The 22,201-nt window shown below is 68.2% G+C and carries 26 protein-coding genes; 14 read left to right on the forward strand and 12 right to left on the reverse strand.

Annotated elements, in window-relative coordinates; genetic code table 11:
- Positions 1 to 185 precede the first annotated feature (185 nt).
- Positions 186 to 452, forward strand: coding sequence for a hypothetical protein (locus FDK12_RS01435; RefSeq protein ID WP_137367893.1), 267 nt, complete (start codon positions 186 to 188; stop codon positions 450 to 452).
- A 17-nt stretch (positions 453 to 469) separates the two neighbouring features.
- Here FDK12_RS01435 and FDK12_RS01440 read toward each other — a convergent pair whose 3' ends face one another.
- Entirely contained in the window at positions 470 to 727 is a 258-nt protein-coding gene (locus FDK12_RS01440) for a hypothetical protein (protein WP_317616698.1), read from the reverse strand.
- 144 nt (positions 728 to 871) lie between these two features.
- Between FDK12_RS01440 and fdxA the strand changes: the two genes are divergently transcribed.
- The 3 genes from fdxA to FDK12_RS01455 all read left to right on the forward strand — a co-directional run bounded on the left by fdxA (position 872) and on the right by FDK12_RS01455 (position 3,790).
- On the forward strand, positions 872 to 1,198 hold the full coding sequence (gene fdxA / locus FDK12_RS01445; protein ID WP_137367894.1) for a ferredoxin: 327 nt from the start codon (positions 872 to 874) through the stop codon (positions 1,196 to 1,198).
- On the forward strand, positions 1,198 to 2,352 hold the full coding sequence (dapC, locus tag FDK12_RS01450; RefSeq protein ID WP_223263015.1) for a succinyldiaminopimelate transaminase: 1,155 nt from the start codon (positions 1,198 to 1,200) through the stop codon (positions 2,350 to 2,352). The genes fdxA and dapC overlap by 1 nt, the downstream gene beginning before the upstream one ends.
- A 154-nt stretch (positions 2,353 to 2,506) precedes the next feature.
- Positions 2,507 to 3,790: a citrate synthase gene (locus FDK12_RS01455; RefSeq protein ID WP_137367895.1), complete on the forward strand. Its 1,284-nt coding sequence runs from the start codon at positions 2,507 to 2,509 to the stop codon at positions 3,788 to 3,790.
- A gap of 122 nt (positions 3,791 to 3,912) precedes the next feature.
- On the opposite strand, the gene galE is transcribed toward FDK12_RS01455, so the two are convergent.
- A complete protein-coding gene (galE, locus tag FDK12_RS01460; RefSeq protein ID WP_137367896.1) occupies positions 3,913 to 4,938 on the reverse strand; it encodes a UDP-glucose 4-epimerase GalE in 1,026 nt (341 codons plus the stop codon).
- Between the two features lie 125 nt (positions 4,939 to 5,063).
- Here galE and FDK12_RS01465 point away from each other — a divergent pair, with 125 nt between their 5' ends.
- Positions 5,064 to 5,678 (forward strand): hypothetical protein, encoded by a 615-nt coding sequence (locus tag FDK12_RS01465; RefSeq protein WP_137367897.1) that lies wholly within the window; start codon positions 5,064 to 5,066, stop codon positions 5,676 to 5,678.
- A gap of 51 nt (positions 5,679 to 5,729) precedes the next feature.
- On the opposite strand, the gene FDK12_RS01470 is transcribed toward FDK12_RS01465, so the two are convergent.
- Both FDK12_RS01470 and dapD read right to left on the reverse strand, forming a co-directional pair.
- Positions 5,730 to 6,545: a hypothetical protein gene (locus tag FDK12_RS01470; RefSeq protein ID WP_189636224.1), complete on the reverse strand. Its 816-nt coding sequence runs from the start codon at positions 6,543 to 6,545 to the stop codon at positions 5,730 to 5,732.
- A 66-nt stretch (positions 6,546 to 6,611) separates the two neighbouring features.
- Positions 6,612 to 7,589 carry a 2,3,4,5-tetrahydropyridine-2,6-dicarboxylate N-succinyltransferase gene (gene dapD, locus FDK12_RS01475; protein WP_137367899.1) on the reverse strand — a complete coding sequence of 326 codons (978 nt, stop codon included), beginning with the start codon at positions 7,587 to 7,589 and terminating at the stop codon, positions 6,612 to 6,614.
- 33 nt (positions 7,590 to 7,622) lie between these two features.
- Here dapD and dapE point away from each other — a divergent pair, with 33 nt between their 5' ends.
- Complete coding sequence (dapE, locus tag FDK12_RS01480; protein ID WP_137367900.1) at positions 7,623 to 8,714, forward strand: succinyl-diaminopimelate desuccinylase; 1,092 nt, start codon at positions 7,623 to 7,625, stop codon at positions 8,712 to 8,714.
- A 159-nt stretch (positions 8,715 to 8,873) separates the two neighbouring features.
- On the opposite strand, the gene FDK12_RS01485 is transcribed toward dapE, so the two are convergent.
- The 4 genes from FDK12_RS01485 to FDK12_RS01500 form a co-directional block, all read right to left on the reverse strand.
- Positions 8,874 to 9,740, reverse strand: a complete 867-nt coding sequence (locus FDK12_RS01485; RefSeq protein ID WP_137367901.1) for an amino acid ABC transporter permease — start codon at positions 9,738 to 9,740, stop codon at positions 8,874 to 8,876.
- Positions 9,737 to 10,414, reverse strand: a complete 678-nt coding sequence (locus FDK12_RS01490; RefSeq protein ID WP_137367902.1) for an amino acid ABC transporter permease — start codon at positions 10,412 to 10,414, stop codon at positions 9,737 to 9,739. Before FDK12_RS01490 ends, FDK12_RS01485 begins: the two co-directional genes overlap by 4 nt.
- Positions 10,415 to 10,491: 77 nt before the next feature.
- Complete coding sequence (locus FDK12_RS01495; protein ID WP_137367903.1) at positions 10,492 to 11,334, reverse strand: glutamate ABC transporter substrate-binding protein; 843 nt, start codon at positions 11,332 to 11,334, stop codon at positions 10,492 to 10,494.
- A 58-nt stretch (positions 11,335 to 11,392) separates the two neighbouring features.
- Positions 11,393 to 12,169: an amino acid ABC transporter ATP-binding protein gene (locus FDK12_RS01500; RefSeq protein ID WP_137367904.1), complete on the reverse strand. Its 777-nt coding sequence runs from the start codon at positions 12,167 to 12,169 to the stop codon at positions 11,393 to 11,395.
- Between the two features lie 117 nt (positions 12,170 to 12,286).
- Between FDK12_RS01500 and FDK12_RS01505 the strand changes: the two genes are divergently transcribed.
- The 5 genes from FDK12_RS01505 (at position 12,287) to FDK12_RS01525 (ending at position 15,780) form a co-directional block, all read left to right on the forward strand.
- Entirely contained in the window at positions 12,287 to 13,165 is an 879-nt protein-coding gene (locus FDK12_RS01505) for a TIGR00730 family Rossman fold protein (RefSeq protein ID WP_137367905.1), read from the forward strand.
- A gap of 35 nt (positions 13,166 to 13,200) precedes the next feature.
- Positions 13,201 to 13,608, forward strand: a complete 408-nt coding sequence (locus FDK12_RS01510; protein ID WP_137367906.1) for a DivIVA domain-containing protein — start codon at positions 13,201 to 13,203, stop codon at positions 13,606 to 13,608.
- Positions 13,605 to 14,213 (forward strand): DNA-3-methyladenine glycosylase I, encoded by a 609-nt coding sequence (locus FDK12_RS01515; protein ID WP_137367907.1) that lies wholly within the window; start codon positions 13,605 to 13,607, stop codon positions 14,211 to 14,213. Before FDK12_RS01510 ends, FDK12_RS01515 begins: the two co-directional genes overlap by 4 nt.
- A complete protein-coding gene (locus FDK12_RS01520; RefSeq protein ID WP_223263016.1) occupies positions 14,210 to 15,448 on the forward strand; it encodes a hypothetical protein in 1,239 nt (412 codons plus the stop codon). The genes FDK12_RS01515 and FDK12_RS01520 overlap by 4 nt, the downstream gene beginning before the upstream one ends.
- A gap of 164 nt (positions 15,449 to 15,612) precedes the next feature.
- Positions 15,613 to 15,780, forward strand: coding sequence for a DUF3117 domain-containing protein (locus FDK12_RS01525; protein WP_104117134.1), 168 nt, complete (start codon positions 15,613 to 15,615; stop codon positions 15,778 to 15,780).
- Positions 15,781 to 15,921: 141 nt separating this feature from the next.
- Here the strand turns inward: FDK12_RS01525 and FDK12_RS01530 are convergent, their stop codons facing one another.
- Positions 15,922 to 16,560 carry an O-methyltransferase gene (locus FDK12_RS01530; RefSeq protein ID WP_104117133.1) on the reverse strand — a complete coding sequence of 213 codons (639 nt, stop codon included), beginning with the start codon at positions 16,558 to 16,560 and terminating at the stop codon, positions 15,922 to 15,924.
- Between the two features lie 329 nt (positions 16,561 to 16,889).
- Between FDK12_RS01530 and sigE the strand changes: the two genes are divergently transcribed.
- The 3 genes from sigE to FDK12_RS01545 all read left to right on the forward strand — a co-directional run bounded on the left by sigE (position 16,890) and on the right by FDK12_RS01545 (position 19,029).
- A complete protein-coding gene (gene sigE / locus FDK12_RS01535; protein ID WP_137368251.1) occupies positions 16,890 to 17,537 on the forward strand; it encodes an RNA polymerase sigma factor SigE in 648 nt (215 codons plus the stop codon).
- A gap of 5 nt (positions 17,538 to 17,542) precedes the next feature.
- A complete protein-coding gene (locus FDK12_RS01540) occupies positions 17,543 to 18,502 on the forward strand; it encodes an anti-sigma factor family protein (RefSeq protein ID WP_137367908.1) in 960 nt (319 codons plus the stop codon).
- A gap of 125 nt (positions 18,503 to 18,627) precedes the next feature.
- Positions 18,628 to 19,029 carry a Sec-independent protein translocase TatB gene (locus FDK12_RS01545; protein ID WP_137367909.1) on the forward strand — a complete coding sequence of 134 codons (402 nt, stop codon included), beginning with the start codon at positions 18,628 to 18,630 and terminating at the stop codon, positions 19,027 to 19,029.
- A gap of 29 nt (positions 19,030 to 19,058) precedes the next feature.
- Here FDK12_RS01545 and FDK12_RS01550 read toward each other — a convergent pair whose 3' ends face one another.
- The 3 genes from FDK12_RS01550 to FDK12_RS01560 are packed head-to-tail and all read right to left on the reverse strand — an operon-like array spanning position 19,059 to position 22,061.
- Positions 19,059 to 20,189: an Mrp/NBP35 family ATP-binding protein gene (locus FDK12_RS01550; RefSeq protein WP_137367910.1), complete on the reverse strand. Its 1,131-nt coding sequence runs from the start codon at positions 20,187 to 20,189 to the stop codon at positions 19,059 to 19,061.
- Positions 20,186 to 20,785 (reverse strand): DUF1003 domain-containing protein, encoded by a 600-nt coding sequence (locus FDK12_RS01555; RefSeq protein ID WP_137367911.1) that lies wholly within the window; start codon positions 20,783 to 20,785, stop codon positions 20,186 to 20,188. The genes FDK12_RS01550 and FDK12_RS01555 overlap by 4 nt, the downstream gene beginning before the upstream one ends.
- Complete coding sequence (locus FDK12_RS01560) at positions 20,778 to 22,061, reverse strand: magnesium transporter MgtE N-terminal domain-containing protein (protein WP_137367912.1); 1,284 nt, start codon at positions 22,059 to 22,061, stop codon at positions 20,778 to 20,780. The genes FDK12_RS01555 and FDK12_RS01560 overlap by 8 nt, the downstream gene beginning before the upstream one ends.
- Positions 22,062 to 22,201 lie beyond the last annotated feature (140 nt).

Here is a 22,201-nt window from a genome sequence, read left to right on the forward strand (position 1 = left end):
GGGAAAGAGCTGCCCCATTGACAGGTCCCAATCACTGAAGGGTCCGCTGCGGGACAGATTCATCGCGGATCAGGTAAGTTCCGCTCCCAGGCGTTGCCCTCCTGGGCCAATCGTGCTTCGGTAGGCATGCACCAGTGGCGGATGAATCAACGGGGGATTGTATGGACCGCAGCGACGCAGTGAGCTTGAGGAGACGCACATTCCAGTGGGGAGTCGGCCTGGGAGTCGCGGCTGTCGTGCTGTTGATGGCGGGGCCACTGATCCTCGCCAACGTCGGGTTGCCTGATCCTGGGCAGAGTGCACCCGTCGCCACCCTGGTCACTGCCGGCTACTCGGCGCTGATGACGGTGCTCCCGCTCTTCTCGGCCGTCCTGATCGGCGCGGCGCTCGTCATGCGTCATGCGGAGGCCCCCGTAGGGGAGGCGCCTGTGTCGGAGGCGCCGACCGACTGAGCGGCTGCACCTGCGTGTCACTGGACTCCTGGCTCAGAACCTGACGGAGGCCTTCGTGGAGCCCGCCGCGGTGGCGCAGGCGGCACGGGCTTCGCTGCCACGACGTCGGCGAGCAGGACGACGTCGTCACCCCTGCGGGTGCGCACGGTACATGTGGTCGCATCGAGGGCGACGAGGTCACCGAGCGAGTCCGTCGCTCCGTCCTCGAGGCGCCGGCGGACGACGACCCTCGTCATCAGGGGGAGCGATGCGAGGAGGGCGGCGGGTGTCTGCACGCATCAAGGGTAGGCGCATCCGCGCCGATCGTGGTCCGTGGCCGGCCGGCGGTCCGTCGTCCTGCCGTGGTGGGCCGTTGCGTTAAGCTGGAAACCGCACCGCGGGTGCGGCAGCGGACCCAGTCACAAGGAAAGGCGTGGGAAGTGACCTACGTAATCGCGCAGCCATGCGTGGATGTCAAGGACAAGGCCTGTATCGAAGAGTGCCCTGTGGACTGCATCTATGAGGGCGATCGATCGCTCTACATCCACCCGGATGAATGCGTGGACTGCGGCGCGTGTGAGCCCGTGTGCCCCGTCGAGGCGATCTACTACGAGGACGACACCCCGGAGCAGTGGGCCGAGTACTACAAGGCGAACGTGGAGTTCTTCGACGACCTCGGTTCACCCGGCGGAGCGGCCAAGGTCGGCAACACCGGGTTCGACCACCCGATCATCGCCGCCCTGCCGCCCCAGAACCAGCCCGCCTAGTGGCGGACGGGGAGCCGACCGCGTTCGGCCTGCACCTGCCCGATTACCCGTGGGACGCGATGGCGCCCTACCAGGAGATCGCCTCGCGTCACGACGACGGCGTGGTCAACCTCTCCATCGGCACGCCGATCGATCCGACACCCCAGCTCATCCGGTCGGCCCTGGCCTCCGCAGCCGACGCCCACGGGTACCCGACCACGCACGGGACGGCCGCGCTGCGCGAGTCGATCAGCGCCTGGTTCGCGCGACGGAGGGGTGTCCCCGGGCTGGACCCGAAGGACATCCTGCCCACCGTGGGATCCAAGGAACTGGTTGCGTGGCTGCCCCTGCTGCTCGGGCTGGGCGAGGGGGACGTCGTCGTCCGCCCCTCCGTCGCCTACCCCACCTACGACATCGGTGCTCACCTCGCCGGTGCGACGCCGGTCGCCGCCGATTCGCTTGCCGACCTCCCGGCGGACGTCCGCGCGCGCGTGCGCCTCGTGTGGATTAACTCGCCGGGCAACCCGACGGGCGAGGTGCTCGGCGTCGATGCCCTCCGCGCCATCGTCGCCGATGCCCGTTCCCTCGGCGTCGTGGTCGCTTCCGACGAATGCTACGGCGAACTCGGGTGGGGTCGGTGGGACCCCGCGGACGGCGGCGAAGCCGTGCCCAGCGTGCTCGACCCCAGAGTGTGCGGTGGAACCCACGACCTCCTGCTCGCCGTGTACTCCCTGAGCAAGCAGTCGAACCTCGCGGGCTACCGCGCTGCCTTCACGGCGGGCGATCCGAAGATCGTGGCAAATCTCGTCAACACCCGCAAGCACGCCGGCATGATCGTTCCCTACCCCGTCCAGGAAGCGATGCGTGTGGCGCTCGGGGACGATGTGCACGTGTCGCAGCAGAAGGACCTGTACCGCCGTCGTCGTGCCCTGCTCATCCCGGCCCTGGAAGCCGCGGGCTTCACGATCAGTGGTTCCGAGGCCGGTCTCTACCTCTGGGCGTCCGACGGCAGGCCGACGTGGGACACCATCGGGTGGCTCGCCGGGCTCGGGATCCTCGCCGGGCCGGGCACGTTCTACGGCGACGCGGGTGAGGGCTTCATCCGTGTAGCGCTGACAGGCAGCGACGAGAGGATCGAAGCAGCCGTCGCCCGACTCGACGGCGCGAGGCGCTGAGCGCCGGTCCCTGCGAAAGGCAGGAGGATTAGTGATCAGGGCACCGTGGGCGGTAGCGTTCTTGCTGACTGTGCGAGCGCCGGAGTGACCCGTGTCCTCCTGCGCAGCGATGATTCGTGGCGACAACCTCGCTCCGGCTCCTGAAGGAGAATCAATGACCGAGCAGAATGCTGCTTCCCTCCACTATGACGGCGGGGAACTCAGCCTGCCGCTGGTGCCCGCTGTCGAAGGCAACAACGGCTACGACGTGTCGAAACTGCTGAAGCAGACGGGCCAGGTCACGTTCGACCCCGGCTTCATGAACACGGCGGCCACGACGTCCGCGATCACCTACATCGACGGTGACGCCGGTATCCTCCGCTATCGCGGGTATCCCATCGAGGAGCTCGCCAAGAACTCGAGCTTCCTCGAGGTGTCCTACCTGCTCATCTACGGCAACCTGCCGACGCCCGAGGAACTGAGCGCGTTCGACGGCCGCATCCGGCGCCACACCCTCCTGCACGAGGAGCTCAAGGGCTTCTTCGGCGGTTTCCCGCGCGACGCGCACCCCATGCCCGTGCTGTCCTCCGCCGTCTCCGCGCTGTCGACCTTCTATCAGGACTCGCTGGACCCGTTCGACGACGAGCAGGTGGAGCTTTCCACCTTCCGCCTCATGGCGAAGCTCCCCGTCATCGCGGCCTACGCCCACAAGAAGTCCATCGGCCAGCCGATGCTCTACCCGGACAACTCCATGAACCTCGTGGAGAACTTCCTGCGGCTCTCCTTCGGGTTGCCCGCCGAGCCCTACGATCTCGATCCCATGATGGTGAAGGCGCTGGATCTGCTGCTCATCCTGCACGCGGATCACGAGCAGAACTGCTCGACGTCGACGGTGCGTCTTGTCGGAAGCTCGAACGCCAACATGTTCGCGTCGGTGTCCGCCGGTATCAACGCGCTCTTCGGCCCGCTGCACGGCGGTGCGAACGAGGCCGTGCTGAACATGCTCCGCGACATCCAGGCCAAGGGCATGCAGCCGGAGGACTTCATGGAGAAGGTCAAGAAGAAGGAAGACGGCGTGAAGCTCATGGGCTTCGGGCACCGCGTCTACAAGAACTACGATCCGCGCGCGAAGATCGTCAAGGCGACCGCGCACGACATCCTCTCGAAGCTCGGCGGGAACGACGAGCTCCTCGACATCGCCATGCGGCTCGAGGAGAAGGCCCTCGCCGACGACTACTTCATCGAGCGGAAGCTGTACCCGAACGTCGACTTCTACACCGGCCTCATCTACAAGGCCATGGGGTTCCCGGAGAAGATGTTCACCGTCCTCTTCGCCATCGGCCGCCTGCCCGGGTGGATCGCCCAGTGGCGCGAGATGATGCAGGATCCGCAGACCAAGATCGGCCGCCCGAGGCAGCTGTACACGGGCGAGGGAGAGCGCCACTACCCGGCGAGCTGACCCCGTCGAGGGTCTGAACGCGAAAGGCCGCCCATCCCGTCGGATGGGCGGCCTTTTCCGTACCTGCGGGGGCCATGACGGCGGGGTCGCGGTCTACCGCTACCTACCGGGGACCGGCGCGTCTACTCGCCGGTAGCCGCCGCGTAGCCCTGCGGGTTGTTCTTCTGCCAGCGCCAGTGGTCCTCGCACATCTCGGAGAGAGTGCGTGTCGCTGACCAGCCGAGGTCGGCGAGGGCCGACGACGGATCGGCGTAGCTCACCGCGGCGTCTCCTGGACGGCGGGGAGCGAACTCGTACGGGATGTCCCGGCCGACGGCGGCGGAGAACGCGGAGAGGACCTCGAGGACCGAGGAGCCGTTCCCGGTACCCAGGTTCCAGGTGCGCACGCCGCCATGCGACACGAGGTAGTCGAGAGCGGCGAGGTGACCCTCGGCGAGATCGACGACGTGGATGTAGTCGCGGACGCCCGTGCCGTCCGGGGTCGGGTAGTCATTGCCGAAGACCAGGACCTTCTCGCGCCGGCCCACCGCGACCTGTGCCACGAAGGGCAGGAGGTTGTTGGGGATACCGGTCGGGTCCTCGCCGATCGTGCCCGAGGCGTGCGCGCCCACCGGGTTGAAGTACCGCAGCAGCGCGATGTTCCAGCGGCCGTCCGCTGCCCCGAGATCGGAGAGGATGTCCTCGATCTGCTCCTTGGTGCGTCCGTACGGGTTGGTGGCGTCCAGCGGTAGCTTCTCGGTCAGCGGCACCTCCTCCGAGGCGCCGTACACCGTCGCGGAAGAGCTGAAGACGAGGGTCCGGACGCCGGCGTCATCCATCACGCGCAGCAGGTTCAGCGTGCCGCCCACATTGTTGTGGTAGTAGTACAGCGGCTTCTCGACCGACTCGCCCACTGCCTTCAGCCCGGCGAAATGAATGACGGCGTCCACGTGCTCCTCCGCGAAGATGGCCCGCAGGCGCGGCTCGTCGAGGAGGTCCGCCTGGTGGAACGTCGGGGTGCGGCCGGCAAGAGCGGCGACGCGCTCGAGGGAGGTCCGCGTGGAGTTCAGGAGATTGTCGACCACGACGACGTCATGGCCGTGGTCGAGGAGGGTCAGGACGGTGTGCGAGCCGATATAGCCGCTTCCACCGGTAACGAGGATTCTCATTCCTCCATCCTAGGTCGGTGCCCTGCCTGCGCTCCTCCTACGCTCCTGCGGTGTCGGCCCGGCTCTGGAGCGGAGCGCGCCCGGGGATTACTGTAGGAGCAGCCTGAGTGGTACGAAGGAGGCCCATGTCGTACTCCGAACCCGGCTACGGCGCCCATTTCACGGTGGACACGTCCGAGGTCCTCCTCGTGGCGCTCTACCTGCGCGATTGCGCGGGGCTGCGGGGGGTAGGGCGCCCGGCGCTTCCACCGGTCATCCCGCCGGTCCGGGTCGTCGACACCCGGCGCCTCACCGGACCCGTGGGGGGTCCGGCCGCCCTGAGGGTCGAGTGGGACGCATGGTGGCACGGGCTCCTGCGGCACCGCATCAGCGACGCCCTGCTGCCCATGCCTCCGCTGTTCGAGGCCCTCGACGGGATGGATGCGCTGAAGGCGCTGCTGAGGGCACACGTCGGCGCGGCGATGGAGTGGGCGGAGGAACGGTGTGCCGAGTATGCGCTGCACGTCGGTGCCCGCGGGGTGGAGACCGTCGAGTACCTGCTGGCGCGGATGGTGCAAGAACGTGAACTGGAACTCGGCCGAGCTGCGCGGCGCTTCACCCTCGAGGTCATCGAGCTGCCGCTGGGCGTCCACCGCGCGTGGTGGGTGGAACCGGACAAGCTCCTCATGTGTCAGGAACTGTTCGACGACGAACGCTCCTTTCGCAGCTACGTGGAGCCCGTGGTCAGGATGCTGGCCTGAGGCCCGTTCGGGCTTCCACGGCACCGCTGCGGCCCTCTGCATGAATCGTGCTCAGGGCGTGGCTGCTGCGACAGTGACAGTGAGCGTGCCGTCGGCGGACGTCGTCGGCGTCCAGCCGTCGTCCTCCCGCACCCACTCGAGGCCCGAGTAGGCCACCGACGTGATGCGGTGGGTCGAGGCATTCGCCACCGCCCACTGGGCGGCCGCCCAGCCCGTGGTGCCGGTGACCTGCATCGTCAGGCGGTGGCCGTCGGCCACGCCACCGAGCGGTCCGAACACTTCGTCCAGGGCGGACGAGACCGCCAGGACGTCCCCGGACCCGTCCGGTTCGCGCAGCGTGCAGTTGAGTGCCGCAGGGGAGTTCCCCGTCAGGGCAGAGGCGAACGCACGGCCCTCCGGCTCGTGATCCGCGTACGCCTCCGGGTAGGCCGACCGCTGCACGGTCTGGGCCGCCTCGGTGATCGGCAGGGCCTCGTAGCCCGGCACCTGGACGAGCGCGTCGTAGAACGCGCCGGTGGCGTAGAGCGGTGCCATGACCTGCTCCTCCGTGCCCCAACCCTGCGAGGGGCGCTGCTGGAACAGGCCGCGGGAATCCGGCCCGGCGTCGTCGCCGTAGTCGATGTTCTCGAGCCGTGACTCCTGGATGGCGGTCGCGATGGCTATCGAGGCAGCCCGCGCGGGAAGGCCGCGGCTGACGGCCACGCCGGAGATGAGGGCCGCGTTCCCGGCCTGCGTGGGCGTGAGTTCGAAGGTGTCCGAGCCCACGGTGGCACTGCAGTGCTCCCGGACCAGGACCTCGCTGTCCTCGAGCTGGTGAACGGCGACCACGGCTCCGCCGACGACGACGGCTGCGAGCGCCGTGAGCATGGCTGCGCTGCGTACCCGTCGACGACGACGGCGGACGGCAGCAGAGGGCGGGTACCGGGTCATGCCCTAGTTGGCGTGCAGGGCCGGATTGAGCGCGATGCCCTCACCGGTGCGCGGGCGGGCCTCGACCGCTCCCGTGACGGAATTGCGCAGGAACAGGATGCCGTGCTCGCCGGAGAGGTCCTTCGCCTTGACGAGCGTTCCGTCCTGCAGCGTCACCTTCGTTCCCGCCGTCAGGTACAGGCCCGCCTCGACGACGCAATCGTTCCCGAGGGAGATGCCCACGCCCGATTCGGCTCCCAGCAGGCAGCGCTCGCCGATCGTCACGCGCTCTCTTCCGCCGCCGGAGAGGGTGCCCATGATCGAGGCGCCACCACCGACATCAGAGCCGTCGCCGACGACGACGCCCGCCGAGATGCGGCCCTCGACCATCGAGTGACCGAGTGTTCCCGCGTTGAAGTTCACGAATCCCTCGTGCATGACCGTGGTGCCGTCGGCAAGGTGCGCTCCGAGGCGCACGCGGTCGGCGTCCGCGATCCGCACGCCGGTCGGCACGACGTAGTCCACCATGCGGGGGAACTTGTCCACCCCGTAGACGGCGACAGGCCCGCGTGCCCGGAGGGCCGCCCGAACGGTCTCGAAGCCCTGCACGGACGCCGGACCGTGATTCGTCCAGACGACGTTGGCAAGGAGCCCGAAGACGCCGTCGAGGTTGATCGTGTTGGGCTGCACGAGCCGGTGGGAGAGGAGGTGGAGCCTGAGGTAGGCATCCTCGGTGCCGGCGGGTGCGGCGTCGAGGTCCAGCTCGACGTCGACGACGCGCTGCGTGACCTTCCGCGCGTTGTCCACACCCTGCTGGGCGAGGGCCTCGAGGGTGTCGCGCAGCTCCTGCTTCCCTCCGTCGTCCAGCGTGTCCTCCCCGAGCCACGGAGCGGGGAACCAGGTGTCCAGGACGACGCCGTCCGCAGCCACGGTGGCGAGGCCGGTACCGCCGGCGGCACGCTGGGAGGCGGGCAGGGATGAGCTGGGCAGGGAAGAAGTCATGGGCAGAAGTCTACCGAGGGATAGTGTTGCAGCATGATTCAGACACCCCCGCTGGAGCTCGATCTCACCTCCGACGTCGCTCACCTGACCGCCCGACTGATCGACGTCGAGAGCGTCTCCGGGAACGAGGCAGGCATCGCCGACGCCATCGAGCGTGCGCTGCGTCCGCTGGAACACCTCGAGGTCATCCGCGACGGCGACTGCATCATGGCGAGGACGCAGCTCGGGCGTTCCGAGAGGGTCATCCTCGCGGGACACATCGACACGGTGCCGCTGCCAGGCGTTCCCGGATCCCGCGGGATCGTGCCGTCGTCGTGGGAGGGGGAGACCCTGTTCGGCCGGGGTGCCACCGACATGAAGGGCGGGGTGGCCGTGCAGCTGGCACTTGCGGCTGCCCTGACCGAGCCCACGCGCGACATCACCTTCATCTTCTACGATCACGAGGAGGTGGAAGCGTCCCTCAGCGGCCTCGGGCGGGTTGCACGCTCCCAGCCGGAGTGGCTGAGGGCCGATTTCGCGGTCCTCCTGGAACCGACGGACGGTACGGTCGAGGGCGGCTGCAACGGAACCGCCCGGTTCGAGGTGCGGACAGCCGGCAAGGCCGCCCACTCCGCCCGCGCCTGGATGGGCGTCAACGCGATCCACGGCGCCGCCGAGGTGCTGGTGCGGCTGCGCGACCACGAGCCCGCCACCGTTCACGTTGATGGCCTCGACTACCGGGAGAGCCTCAACGCGGTGAGGATCTCGGGCGGTACGGCCGGCAACGTGATCCCGGACGGCACGGTCATCGAGGTGAACTACCGTTTCGCACCGGACAAGTCTCCCGAGCAGGCCGAGGAGTACGTCCATGTGCTGCTCGAGGGTTTCGCGATCGAGCGCACGGACGCTGCTGCCGGAGCCCGGCCGGGGCTGCATCACCCTGCAGCGGCCGCCTTCGTCGCCGCCGTGGGCGCCGAGCCCAAACCGAAATACGGCTGGACGGACGTCGCGCGCTTCAGCGCCCTCGGCGTGCCCGCGGTCAACTTCGGCCCGGGCGATCCGCTCCTCGCACACACGGACGACGAGCACGTGCACGCCGACGCCGTACGGGCGTGCCTCCAGGCCATGGTCACCTGGTTGTCGTGACCTCGCAGCTGTGACGGCCGGGTCGAAGCCGGCACCGGCCGGCACGAGCGGCCGCAGCACGGAGACGACGAAGGCGAAACGACGAAGGACGGAAGACGACGAAGGGCCCGGCGGCTGCCGGGCCCTTCGTCGTCGTGCCGTACCCGCGTTATGCGTGGATCAGGTCGACGCGGCGTCCATGACGATGGACCCCTTCGCTGCAGGCTTCGCCTTCGTCCTGAAACTCAGCAGGACGGAGAGCCGCGTGGCGAGCGTCGACAGGGCGAAATTGATGATGATGAAGATCGCCGCAGCCACGAACAGGGACGGGATCACGTTGCCCTCCCCGACCCCGAGGCGGCGCGTGTACTGCAGCAGCTCGGGGTAGGTGATGATGAAGCCGAGCGCGGAGTCCTTGAGGATCACCACGAACTGGCTGATCAGGGCAGGAAGCATCGCGATCAGCGCCTGCGGCACCTCGACGTTCCGCAGTGACTGGTTCCTCGTCAGGCCGATGGCCATCCCCGCCTCGCGCTGGCCCTTGGGCAGCCCGTGCACGCCGGAGCGCACGAGTTCGGCGATGACCGACCCGTTGTAGAGCGTCAGGGCGACGACCACCGCGATGAGGGGTGCATCCTGGGGTTTGACCGACCCGGAGCTGCCGAGCGCCAGCCAGAAGAAGATCATCATCAGCAGCACGGGCACGGCGCGGAGGAATTCGACGACGACGCCCGCTGCCCAGCGGATGGGGGCGGAGTGCGAAAGGCGACCGACGCCGAAGACCAGTCCGAACAGGACCGACGTCACGATCGAGATGCCGGCGGCCTTCAGCGTGTTGAGCAGTCCGGGCAGGATGAAGAACTCCCAGGTCCGCGACTCCAGGAAGGGGGCCCACATGCTGCCGGCGAACTGGCCCTTGTCCGCCAGCGCCGAGATGATCCAGGCGACGATCGCGAGAACGATCAGCACACCGATGATGTTGCCGATCAGGATGATGCGCCGGGCGCGGGGACCGGGCGCATCGAAGAGGACCTGCTGAGCGCTCATCGTGCCACCGCCAGTTTCCGTGAGGCCCAGGTGGTGAGGAGCCCGATGGGGATCACCAGGACCACGAAGCCCAGGGCGAAGGTGAGGAAGATCGGGATCACGAGGTCCGAGCGGAACTCGATCATGGTCTTCATGAGGCTCGACGACTCGGCGGCGACGGAGCCTGCAGCCGCTACCGTCGAGTTCTTGATGAGGGCGATCAGCACGTTGCCGAGCGGTGCGATGGCTCCGCGGAAGGCTTGCGGCAGGATGATGAGGCGCGCTGCCGGGAGGAAGCTCAGGCCGATGGCCCGGGCCGCTTCCGCCTGGCCGAGCGGGACGGTGTTGACGCCGCTGCGGATCGCCTCGCACACGAAGGCCGCGTGGTAGAGCGCCAACCCGACGATCGCGATCCGGAAGAGACTGACGTTCAGGTCGGTCGCGAGACTGATCTGCATGACGGAGAACAGACCGAGGAAACCGAACGCGAGAATGATCGTCAGGGGCGTGTTGCGGAAGATGTTGACGTATGCCGCGCCGAACCACTGCAGGCTCGCGATCGGGGAGATGCGGAACAGCGCCAGCACCGTGCCGATGACCAGGGCGATGATGGCTGCCCAGAAGGACAGCTGGATGTTGACCCAGAAGGCCGCGGGCACGTTGTACGTCTCGAACAGAGACAGGTAGTTCTCCACGGTTCACCTCTTTCGTGGTGGGGAACATGGCATTGGTGGGGTGGTCCGTGCGGACCACCCCACCAATGGAAGCGATGCTAGGCGCAGGGTGCGGGGGTGGGCGGGTTGAGCTCCGCGTTGAAGGTGTAGTCGGCACCTTCGGTGTTGTTGGTGATCGCCTCTTCCCATGCACCGTCGTCGATCATCTTGGTGATGGCCTCGTTGATCTGCTCGCAACGCTCGGTGCTGCCCTTCGGCAGTCCGACGCCGTAGTTCTCCTCGGAGAACGTGTTGCCGACGACCTTGAACTTGCCTGCGTTGGACTCCTGCGCGGCCAGGCCGGCGAGGATGATGTCATCGGTGGTGACGGCGTCGATCTGGCCGCCGCCCATCGCGGTGACGCACTCGGCGTAGCCCGGCTGCTCGACGAGCTGCACGCCCGGGTACTGGTCCTTGATCTTCTGGGCCGAGGTGGAGCCGGTCACGGAGCAGAGGTTCTTGCCCTCGAGGTCCTCGGGACCCGCGATGTCGCTGTCGGTGGGGACGAGGAGGTCCTGGCCTGCCACGAAGTACGGTCCGGCGAAATCGACCGTCTCCTTGCGGGTGTCCGTGATGGAGTAGGTCGCGAAGATCATGTCCACCTGGTTGTTGGACAGCAGGTTCTCGCGGTTGGCGGAGGGGGCCTCCACGAACTCGATCTGGTCCTCGCTGAAGCCGAGTTCGCCCGCGACGTACTTCGCGACGTCGACGTCGAAGCCCGAGTAGGAGCCGCCCTCGTCGAAACCGAGCCCGGGCTGATCGAACTTGATACCGATGCGGACGGTCTCACCGCCGGCCTCGCCGCCGCTCTCTCCTTCGGCGCTGTCGCCGCCGCCACAGGCGGACAGTGTCAGTGCGGCCACCGCGGCCACCGCGGCTGCTGCGTATCGGGTCTTCTGCATGGGTTCTCCTTGTGTTGCGGCCTTCGAGGGCCTGATGGGTGCTGGTGATGAGTGGGGGTCAGTGCGAGAGGATCTTGCCGAGGAAGTCCTTGGCGCGGTCGCTCTTCGGGTTGTCGAAGAACTCCTCGGGCGTGGCCTGCTCCATGATCTGGCCGTCGGCCATGAAGATCACGCGGTCGGCGGCCCTGCGGGCGAAGCCCATCTCGTGGGTCACCACGATCATGGTCATGCCCTCCCTGGCCAGGGACACCATGGCATCGAGGACCTCGTTGATCATCTCCGGGTCGAGAGCGGACGTGGGCTCGTCGAACAGCATGACCTTGGGCTTCATGGCGAGGGCGCGGGCGATGGCCACGCGCTGCTGCTGGCCGCCGGACAGCTGGGCGGGGAGCTTCTGCGCCTGGTTGTCGACCCCGACGCGCTTGAGCAGGGACATCGCGAGATCCTTGGCCTCGCCGCCCTTCATGCCCCGCACCTTGATCGGTCCGAGCGTCACGTTCTCGAGGATCGACTTGTGCGCGAAGAGATTGAAGGACTGGAACACCATGCCGACGTCGGCCCGGAGTTTCGCCAGCGCCTTGCCCTCTGCGGGGAGCACCTTGCCGTCGATGGTGATCTCGCCGTCGTCGATCGTCTCGAGGCGATTGATCGCGCGGCAGAGGGTTGACTTGCCGGAGCCGGACGGGCCGATCACGACTACGACCTCGCCGCGGGCTACATCGAGATTGATGTCGCGGAGGACGTGCAGGTCCCCGAAGTGCTTGTTCACGTTCCTGAGCGAGACGAGGGGGCTTCCCGAGGACGCGGGCGTAGTCGGTTGCGGTTCACTGGTCATGGGAGAAATGTAGCGAACTATTCCTTCCCGGCAATACGAAGCAGCGGAATGGCGTGGATTGTGATTCAAGAGCAATCAAAGATCCCCGCGGCGCGCCCGGTTGGTTAGCCTAGGTGGATGTCTCCCTCCCAGCACCCGGCGGCCAACGACGATGTCCGGCCCTCCACCACGCACGACGACGTCCCCGCGGGCTCCGATAGGCTTCCCGCGGGCAGTGCGAACGGCACGGGCGGCGACCGCCCGACCAGGATCGCAGCGGGACAGCCGGCCCGGCGCAGGGGATCGGTCGAGCTGAGGCGTAGCCAGGCCGCGATCCCTCAGTCGGACAACATGCTGCTCGATGCCGACGATACGGGCGGATTCGTCCGCACCGATCCATGGCGCGTGCTGCGTATCCAGAGCGAGTTCGTGGAGGGCTTCGGAACCCTGGCCGACCTCGGTCCCGCCATCAGTGTCTTCGGTTCGGCCCGGACGGACCGGGATTCCTCCTTCTACGCCATAGGTGAGGAGGTGGGCCGCCGGCTCGTCGAAGCCGGCTACGCCGTCATCACCGGGGGAGGACCGGGCGCCATGGAGGCTGCCAACAAAGGTGCCTGCGAGGCGGGCGGGACCTCTGTGGGACTCGGCATCGAGCTGCCGTTCGAGCAGGGCATGAACGAGTGGGTGGACCTCGGCATCAACTTCCGGTACTTCTTCGCCCGCAAGACCATGTTCGTGAAGTACGCCAGCGGTTTCGTCGTGTTGCCGGGCGGCTTCGGAACCCTCGACGAACTCTTCGAGGCGATGACACTGGTGCAGACCGGCAAGGTGACCTCCTTCCCCATCGTGCTCATCGGCATCGACTACTGGCGACCGCTCCTGGACTGGATCAAGGGCACCCTGCTCGCGGAGGGCACCATCTCGGCCAAGGACCTGTCGCTGCTGCAGCTCGTGGACACCGCCGAGGAAGCGGTGCGGATCGTGGCGGCCTCGGCAGGTCACGAGCACGCTTCCTGAGCGGTGCGCCGGGACGACTCTGGCACCATTGCCGTGTGACTATCTTCCTGGTGATCCTCGCCATCCTGCTGGTCGGGGGAACCGCGCTGCTCGCATCCGGGCGCGCGCTGCCGGCGCCACTCCAGCGACTCGGGGGCGGGTCAGGATCCTCGGATCGGGTCGGGCGAGCTCCGGGAACCACCGACGAAGCCGCCGATGGGCACTCGGGGCCGTCCCTGAGCCTCGGCCTCGTGGAGCCCGTAGCCTCCCTCCCGCCCGTCCTCCTGCCCGATCCTCCCTCGGCCCGGGACGTCGACGCCGTGCGGTTCGGCCTCGGGCTGCGCGGCTACCGGATGGACCAGGTGGACGAGGTACTGGACCGGCTTGCGGCCGCTATCGAGCAGCGCGACGCCGTGATCAGGGAGCTGCGCTCGCGGCTGGCAGGAAGGGACACCGACAAGTGAACGGTGCGGTCCCGGGCTCCGACGGCCGACCGAGGTGCGGCTGGGCAACCTCGTCCACCGAGTACGAGCGCTACCACGACGAGGAGTGGGGCCGACCCGTGCAGGGCGAGGCAGCACTGTTCGAGAGGTTGAGCCTCGAAGCGTTCCAGTCCGGCCTGAGCTGGATCACGATCCTGCGCAAGCGTGAGGCGTTCCGTCGTGCCTTCGCCGGGTTCGACCCCCTGACGGTTGCGGCATTCGGCGAGGAGGACGTGGAGCGACTAATGGCAGACGCCGCGATCGTCAGGAACCGCCGGAAGATCGAGGCGGTGATCGCCAACGCGGGAGCGCTGCTCGCCCTGCCCGACGAGGTGACCCTCGGGTCGATCCTCGCGCGCTATCGCTTTCCGGGCGGGCCCCCGCCCGTGAACCCCTCGGACGTGCCCGCCACCACGCCCGGGAGCACTGCCCTTGCCCGTGAGCTCAAGACGTGCGGGTTCCGGTTCGTCGGCCCGACGACGGCGTATGCGATGCTGCAGGCCACGGGCTACGTCAACGACCATCTCCGCGACTGCTGGGTCCGGCTCGACGTCGCACGCGCCGCCGTTCCTGAAGCTGCCCGGTGAGCCCTACCGGCTCCTCCGCCACGCGCAGGATGCGCCCGGCATCGGTCCACTGGTCGTTGCAGGTCCTCGCGGTCTTCGTTGCCGGGCGCCTGGTGTCCACCGTCCTGCTGCTCGTCGCCGCCGCACGGCAGGGCGCCAGCCCGTGGTCCGGCCCCGCTCCCGCCTACGGCACCTTCATCAACTACTGGGACAGCGGTTGGTACGAGCGCATCTTCCGGGAGGGCTATCCCACCGAACTGCCGCAGGACGCGCTGGGCGAGGTCAGCCACAACCAGTGGGCCTTCTACCCCCTTTTCCCCGGGCTGGTCCGCCTGCTCCACGTCGTCACCGGGCTCGGATGGGGGCTCCTCGCGCCCCTGGTGGCGGTCGCGGCCGCCGCGGGTGCATCGCTGGTGGTCTACCGGTTGTTCCGTCTGCGCGCGGAGCACCGCACGGCCCTCGCCGGCGTCGCCGTCGTGTCCTTCACGCCCGTGTCCGCCATCCTTCAGGTGCCGTACGCCGAATCCGTGCACCTGCTGCTGCTTGCCGGGGCGCTCTACCTGGTCTCGACGAACCGGTACTACGCGGCAATGCCCGTCGTCCTTCTCATGTGCCTCGCGCGCCCTGCCGGTGTCCCCTTCGCGATCATGGTGGGGGCCCTCTTCCTCCATGCACTCTGGGCCCGGAAGAAGAGGATGCCGTCCTGGTGGCACCGGAGTGTGCCAGAGGACGCGCGCGACCCGGCGGGGGTGCCCCTGGTGCCCCTGTTCCTCCTGGGCGTGGTCTCATCGATCGGCGCTGTTGCCTGGCCCCTCATCGCCTGGGTCGTGACGGGGCAGCGCGACGCCTACGTCGCGACCGAGACCGCATGGCGGGGGGAAGCCCTCGCTCCCTTCCTGCCCTGGTTCGAGGCACCGGCCTCGGTGCTCGGGCCCGCCGCCGCAGCGCTGGTCGTGGTAGCGCTCCTGGTGGGCGCCGCCGTCCTCTTCCTCGCGCCCGCGGTGCATTCGCTGGGGCCCGTCCAGGTCTACTGGTGCGCCGGGTACCTCCTGTACCTGGCGGCATTCTGGGACCCGCAATCGAGCACGTGGCGCATCCTGCTGCCGCTGTTCCCCCTGGCCCTTGCCCTCGCGAACGCCGCCGGGGCCCGCGCGGTCTGGTTGCTCCTGCCGGTCTCGGTCGTGCTCCAGTTCCTGTGGGTGGACTGGCTGTGGGCGTGGAGCCCGTCCGGACCGGACGGGGATTATCCACCCTGAGTGTGATTCACGCCGCACCTGAATTAGCAGGTGCAGGCCTTGTGCTGAATAATGAAGGTGATGACGTGCACAGCCGGACCTTTCAAGAGGCGCCGGCGCGGAGCACCGTTTACTGTCGCGCTGCCGCTGATCGCGGTTGCGCCCTGTCGAAAGGGACACTCCCCATGGCTGCCATGAAACCGCGTACCGGCGATGGACCGATGGAAGTCACCAAGGAGGGGCGCAGCCTCATCATGCGCGTGCCGATCGACGGCGGCGGACGCCTCGTCGTGGAGCTCAACGCCGAGGAAGCCGGCAAGCTCAAGGACTGCTTGCTCACCGTCACCAACTAGGCGCGAGCCTTCGCGAGCCCCGGGCGTCCGCACCGAGTGATCCGAACCATTAGTCGTCAGCGCTCGCCGTCGCGCGATTGGTCGCGCGGTTCCTCGCCTGGCCGCCTGGTACCGTCGAGCCGCCTCCGCCAAAGAACGCGGTCAGGGGCGTTGCTTGACGGCCAGGAGAAGCCCGGTGCCGGTCGGCAGGAGTGCAGACACCAGCGACTCGTCGTCCCGGATCATCCTGCCGACCTGCCTCAGGGTATTGGTCGACTGCTCCCGTACAGCAGGTTCCGCGACTCTGTCCTGGTCGAGGGCGTCGTTGATGATCATGATGCCCCCGCCCTTCAGCAGGCGCGTGGCCTGCTCGACGTAGGCCGGCAGCCCGGGCTTGTCCGCGTCGATGAACACCAGGTCGTAGGCGGCATCGGTCAGCCGCGGCAGCACGTCGGCGGCGCGTCCCGAGATGGTGCGCGTGCGGTTGGAGGGGATACCTGCCTCCGCGTACGCCTCCCGAGCTGCGCGCAGGTGGTCCACGTCGGAGTCGATGGTCGTGAGCACGGCGTTCCGTCCGAGGCCCCTCAGCAGGCAGACGCCCGAGATTCCCGCTCCTGCTCCTACCTCCACGGCCGTCGTCGCCTTGGACGCGGACGCCAGCACCGTCAGGGCCGCGCCGACGGCAGGGGTCACAGGGGTGACGCCGAGTTCATGCGAGCGGTCCCGTGCCCGGAGCAGGATGTCGTCCTCCTCGGGGAGGCCTTCCGTGTAGGACCAGCTGCTGTGTTTGTCGGCGGCCATGGACGTCCGTTCTGTGGGTTGCTGCGATAGTCGGGAGGCGGGAGCCCCGCCCCAACACTACTGCCCGCCGCGCCGGCCCTGCCATGCGGTGACACGCGCCGTGGTGGGGCTCCTGGCGGTCCTGAAAGGACTGACAGGGTAGTCGACGGAGGCGCCCGAGGCGGGACGCAACACGGTTGATGCTGCCAGCTTCTTCCCAGCTTGATGCGAAAGACTTTTCGCTCGGGGCATCCAGCAGGAAAGCCGTCCCGAACCCTTGGTACTACAGCACTCGGCCTGCGGGCCGTCTGGAGTGTCCGTCGAGGGTTTGCTGCAAGAAGGGGTAGATGATGTCTAGCGTGAAAGCGGCACAGAACGCCGCGCAGGCTGTTCCAGGAGCGGACGCACCGATCCTCGACGAGCACGGGAACCCCTGGGTAGCGCCCTCCTGGGAAGAGGTCGTCACCAACTATTCCCCGAAGGTGTACCGGTTGGCCTACCGGCTCACCGGCAACAGGTTCGACGCCGAGGACCTCACGCAGGAGGTCTTCGTGAGGGTCTTCAGGTCCCTCGCCAACTTCAAACCGGGAACGCTGGACGGCTGGCTGCACCGCATCACCACCAACCTCTTCCTCGACCAGGCCCGGCGGAAGACGCGCATCCGCTTCGATGGCCTCACGGATGAGGCCGAGAGCCGCCTGCCGAGCGGGCACCCGGGCCCGGAGCGCAGCTTCGAGTTCAACAACCTGGACATCGATGTGCAGTCCGCGCTGGAGGAACTGCCGCCGGACTTCCGCGCCGCCGTCGTGCTCTGCGACCTCGAGGGCCTCGCCTACGACGAGGTGGCCCAGGTGCTGGGAGTCAAGCTCGGAACGGTCCGCTCCCGCATCCACCGCGGGCGGACGATGCTCCGGGAGAAGCTCGCGCATCGCGATCCTCGTCGATCGGGCGGCAACGGAGCGGCCCTGGCGGTCCCACGGATCGCCGGTTTGGGTTAGGACCGATGCGGCACCCCCATCGCTCCCTGCAGGATCTCGTGGACGGTGAGTTGTCCGACCGGCGGCGCATGGCCGTCGAGCGCCACGTGTCGCGGTGTTCGGCCTGTTCGACTGCTGTGGCGCGCCTGCGGGGATTCAAGAGCGCGCTGCTCGGCCTACGGAACCCTGAGCCCGATCCCGAGTTCCAGCTCCGGCTGCTCTCGTCGGCGCAGGGGAGTGCTCCTCGTCCGGCGGACCTCCGTACTGGCTCCAGTGCGGCGTTCGTGCGCGAGCACCATGAACGGACGAGCACGCACCGGCGGCGGCACACGGTCATCGCCGTAGTCGGCGGATCCGCCGTCGCCGCGACCGCCGTCCTCGCGAGCGCCTACGTCATCGGGACCGAGTCCGCATCAGTCACGGTCGAAGCCGCGACCGGAGCGACAGCCCTGCGTGCCGGGTGGGAGTCCGTGGCTCCGCGAACACCCACCTACCTCGACGACGACCAGCTGGAGACGCTCCGGGCCGGCGGCTGGTACTGTCCCGAGCTCGAGTCCCTGGGCTTCACGCTGAAGGGCGCCGAAGGCATCACGGTCGGGGGCATGCCGACGCTGGAGCTCGTCCTCGAGAACGACGGCGACACGGTCACCGTGTACGAGCAGAGGAAGGTCGACGAGGGCCGCGAGGCGGACGCCGGACCTGTCAACGCGATGACGGGAAATACGGTGACTGCCGACGGCTTCGACCACATCGGCGGTGCCGAGCGGGACGTCTGGGTACGCTCGGGTGAGCCGTGGCAGGTCGTCCTCGACTCGCCGTCCGTCACCTACACCGTGGTCTCCAGCCTGCCGGCCGCCGCCATGCCGCAGACCCTCAGCCAGCTGGTCGCTGCCGAGCACGCGCAGCTGTCACTCTCCCCGCAGACCCCCGACGACTCGATGGTGGACCGCATCGTCCGGGGCCTCTCCACGATCACCCAGCCGTAGGAGGATGGCGGCCGGGTGACACCGCGGTGTCGCGGACATGAAGGGTTGACGTCCGGTGTTCGGCCGCCGCCCGTGGAAGCTGTGCGAATGTGTCGGGCGTAGTCCGGGAAGGTAGTCTTTTTCACGTGTTGGGAATCAACGGCCTCGAACTCGTCGTCCTGGCGATCATCGCCGTCGTGGTGCTCGGGCCGGAGCGCCTACCGGAGTACGCCGCCCAGCTCGCACGCCTCGTGAAGGGCCTCCGGCGCATGGCTACGGGTGCGCGGGAGCAGCTCCGCGAGGAAGTGGGCCCCGAGCTCGACGAGGTCGACTGGCGCAAGCTCGACCCGCGCCAGTACGATCCGCGCCGCATCATCAAGGAAGCCCTCCTCGACGACATCGAGGACGTGTTCAAGCCCGTCAGCCCGGGCGCGCCTGCCGCAGCTGCGGTTTCTCCCGCTGTCGCCGCACGGCCTCCGGTGTCCCTGCAGCTGGGGCCCCGCCTCGAGGCAGGGCAGGCAGCTCCGTACGATCTCGAAGCGACCTAGCGAGCGCACCGCCCCGTGTCTCGTCTGCGTCAGGAGACGCTGACCGGCAGCTTCACGCCCTGCAGGCCCCTGGGCCTGCGCGCGAGGTCCGTCGCGATCCTGATGAGTTCATCGCGCGCGACCGAGGGCTGCCGACCGAGGACGAGGGGCAGGCCCGCATCGCCGCCCTCCCGCAGGGCCATGTGGAGAGGGATGCTGCCGAGCAGTGGGATAGCGGTGCCCAGCGTCGTCGACAACCGCGCCGCGAGTGTGCTCCCACCGCCGGCACCGAAGAGCTCCAGCCGCCCGCCGTCGGGCAGCTCGAGCCAGGACATGTTCTCGATCACGCCGGAGACCCGCTGCCCGGTCTGCGCGGCCATCGCTCCGGCCCGCTCGGCGACGTCCGCGGCGGCGCTCTGGGGCGTCGTCACCACGAGGAGTTCCGAGGACGGCAGCAGTTGCGCAACCGAGATGGCGATGTCGCCCGTGCCCGGGGGCAGGTCGAGGAACAGTGCGTCCAGATCGCCGAAGTGGACGTCGGTGAGGAACTGTTCCAGCGCCCGGTGGAGCATCGGGCCGCGCCAGGAGACCGGTTGGTTCCCCTCGACGAACATGCCGATCGAGATGACCTTCACACCGTGGGCCACGGGAGGCAGGATCAGCTCGTCGACGCGCGTGGGCTGCTGCGTGATGCCCAGCAGGGCAGGCACCGAGAAGCCGTAGACGTCGGCGTCGACGATTCCCACCCTCAGACCCTGCGCCGCCATGGCGACCGCCAGGTTGACCGTGACGCTGGATTTGCCGACACCGCCCTTGCCGCTCGCGACGGCGTAGACGCGCGTCAGGGAGGAAGGATCGTTGAACGGAACGCCACGGCGACCACCTGCCCCCTTCAGCTGCTCCTTCAGTGCGTCGCGCTGGGTCTGGTTCATGACGCCGAGTTCCACCTGGACGCTGTCGACGCCGTCGACGGCGGACAGCGCCGCCTCGGCGTCGTGCGTGATCGTGTCCCTCAGCGGGCAGCCGGCGATGGTCAGCAGGACCCTGATGCGGACGGCGTGCCCCTCGATGAAGACGGCGTCGAGCATGCCGAGGTCGGTGATGGGGCGGCGCAGTTCCGGGTCGATCACCGTGTGGAGGGCGGACCGTACAGCCTCCTCCGAGGGCAGGTTGGTGTTCACTGGGACGGTTTCCTCCCGGCCGGCTGGACCTTCGCAAGCGCCACGGTGTTGTCCGAGGGCCGCCGCGCCTTCCGTTTCTGCAGGGTGAGCTCCTGGCCATCCGTCGTCTCCAGCAGTTCCTCGAGGATCGAGCGAAGCTCCGACCGCACGTAGTCACGCGTCGCGACTTCCCGCAGGGCGATCCTGAGTTCGGCGATCTCCCGTGTGAGGTACTCCGTGTCGGAGAGGTTCCGCTCCGCGCGCTGGCGGTCCTCCCGCATGGAGACCCGGTCGCGGTCGTCCTGGCGATTCTGCGCGAGCAGTAGCAGGGGGGCTGCGTAGGAGGCCTGCAGCGACAGCATGAGGGTCAGGGCCGTGAACCCGAGCGCCGCGCTGTCGAAGCGCAGGTTCTCCGGAGCCACGGTGTTCCACGTCAGCCAGACCGCGACGAAGACCGTCATGTAGAAGAGGAACTGCGGAGTGCCCATGAAGCGGGCGATGTTCTCCGTGCCGCTGCCGAAACGGTCGGGGTTCGGTCTCAGCCGCGGGAGGATGCGTTTGCGTGCCTCTCGTGGCGTATCGAGCCCACGGGAATTCGACCTGATCTTCTCAACCACGGCGGTCACCTCGCTTTGCTACGGATGTGTCGTCCTGTGCCCGCCAGTCGTCGGGCAGCAGGTGGTCGAGCACGTCGTCGACGGTCACGGCACCGACCAGCCTGCCGTCGGTGTTGACCACGGGCAGCGAGTTGAGGTTGTACGTCGCCAGGATGCGCGACACCTCGCTGACATTCGCCTGGTCGCCGACGGCCTCGAGGTCCGTGTCGATGATGTTGCCGAGCGGCTCGGGTGGTGGGTACCGCAGCAGCTGCTGGATGTGCACCACGCCGAGGTAGCGACCGGTCGGCGTCTCGAGCGGCGGTCGGCACACGAAGATGGACGACGCGAGGGCCGGCGTCAGTTCCTCACGCCGGACGTGTGCCAGTGCCTCGGCTACGGTGGCTTCCGGCGGGAGGATGACGGGCACCGTGGTCATCAGGGATCCCGCGGTGTCCTCCTCGTACTCGAGCAGGCGGCGCACGTCCTCCGCGTCGTCGGGCTCCATGAGCTGGAGGAGCTCCTCCTTCTGCGCCTCGGGCAGCTCGTTGAGGAGGTCGGCGGCGTCATCGGGATCCATTTCCTCGAGCACGTCGGCTGCGCGCTCACGCGTCAGGGACGTGAGGATCTGCACCTGGTCGTCGTCGGGAAGTTCCTGCAGGACGTCGGCGAGGCGGTCGTCCTGCAGTTCGCCCGCCACCTCGATGCGTCGCTTGTCGTTCATCTCGTGCAGGGCGTCCGCGAAATCGGCGGCCTTGAGGTCGTCGTGCTGGGCGACGAACTGCGTCGCGCCCTGCGGTTCGTCGGTGGTGCCGTGGAAGGCGTCGAGCCAATCGATGATTAGGCGCTCGCCCCCGCGGCGCAGCCCGCGCAACGGCGAGGTGGACCCGCCGCGACGGACGAACAGCTGGGAGACGTGCCAGTCGCCCGCGCGGTTGCGCTCCATCGCGATGTCCTCGACGACGGCACTACCGCTGCCGTCACGCAGGGTCAGGCGGCGATCGAACAGTTCAGCGACCACCAGCATCTCGGCGCCGCGCTGTTCGAAGCGGCGGAGGTTCACGAGGCCGGTGCAGATGATCTGCGACGGGTCCATCGACGTGATGCGGGTCATCGGGACGAAGACACGTTTCTTGCCCGGAACCTCGACCACGAGGCCGATGACCTGTGGCGTCTTGGCCGGGCCGCGGTCGAGCACGACGGCGTCCCGCAGGCGTCCGAGACGGTCGCCGAGCGGGTCGAAGACGTCGAGGCCCAGCAGTCGGGCGACGAAGACTCGGGTCGGGTTGGTAGTCACCGCTCTAGGCTATCGGCCACGGCAAGCCGACATGGCATCCCGCTGTGCCGGGCGCCGACCGCTGCCGGGATACACCCACCTGCGACCGGTTCGTCGGTGCCGGGCTCGCGGCACGGCGGGAGTTCACCTGCGGCATACTG

The sequence above is a fragment of the Arthrobacter sp. NamB2 genome (assembly GCF_005281365.1).
Taxonomy (GTDB): Bacteria; Actinomycetota; Actinomycetes; order Actinomycetales; family Micrococcaceae; genus Arthrobacter_D.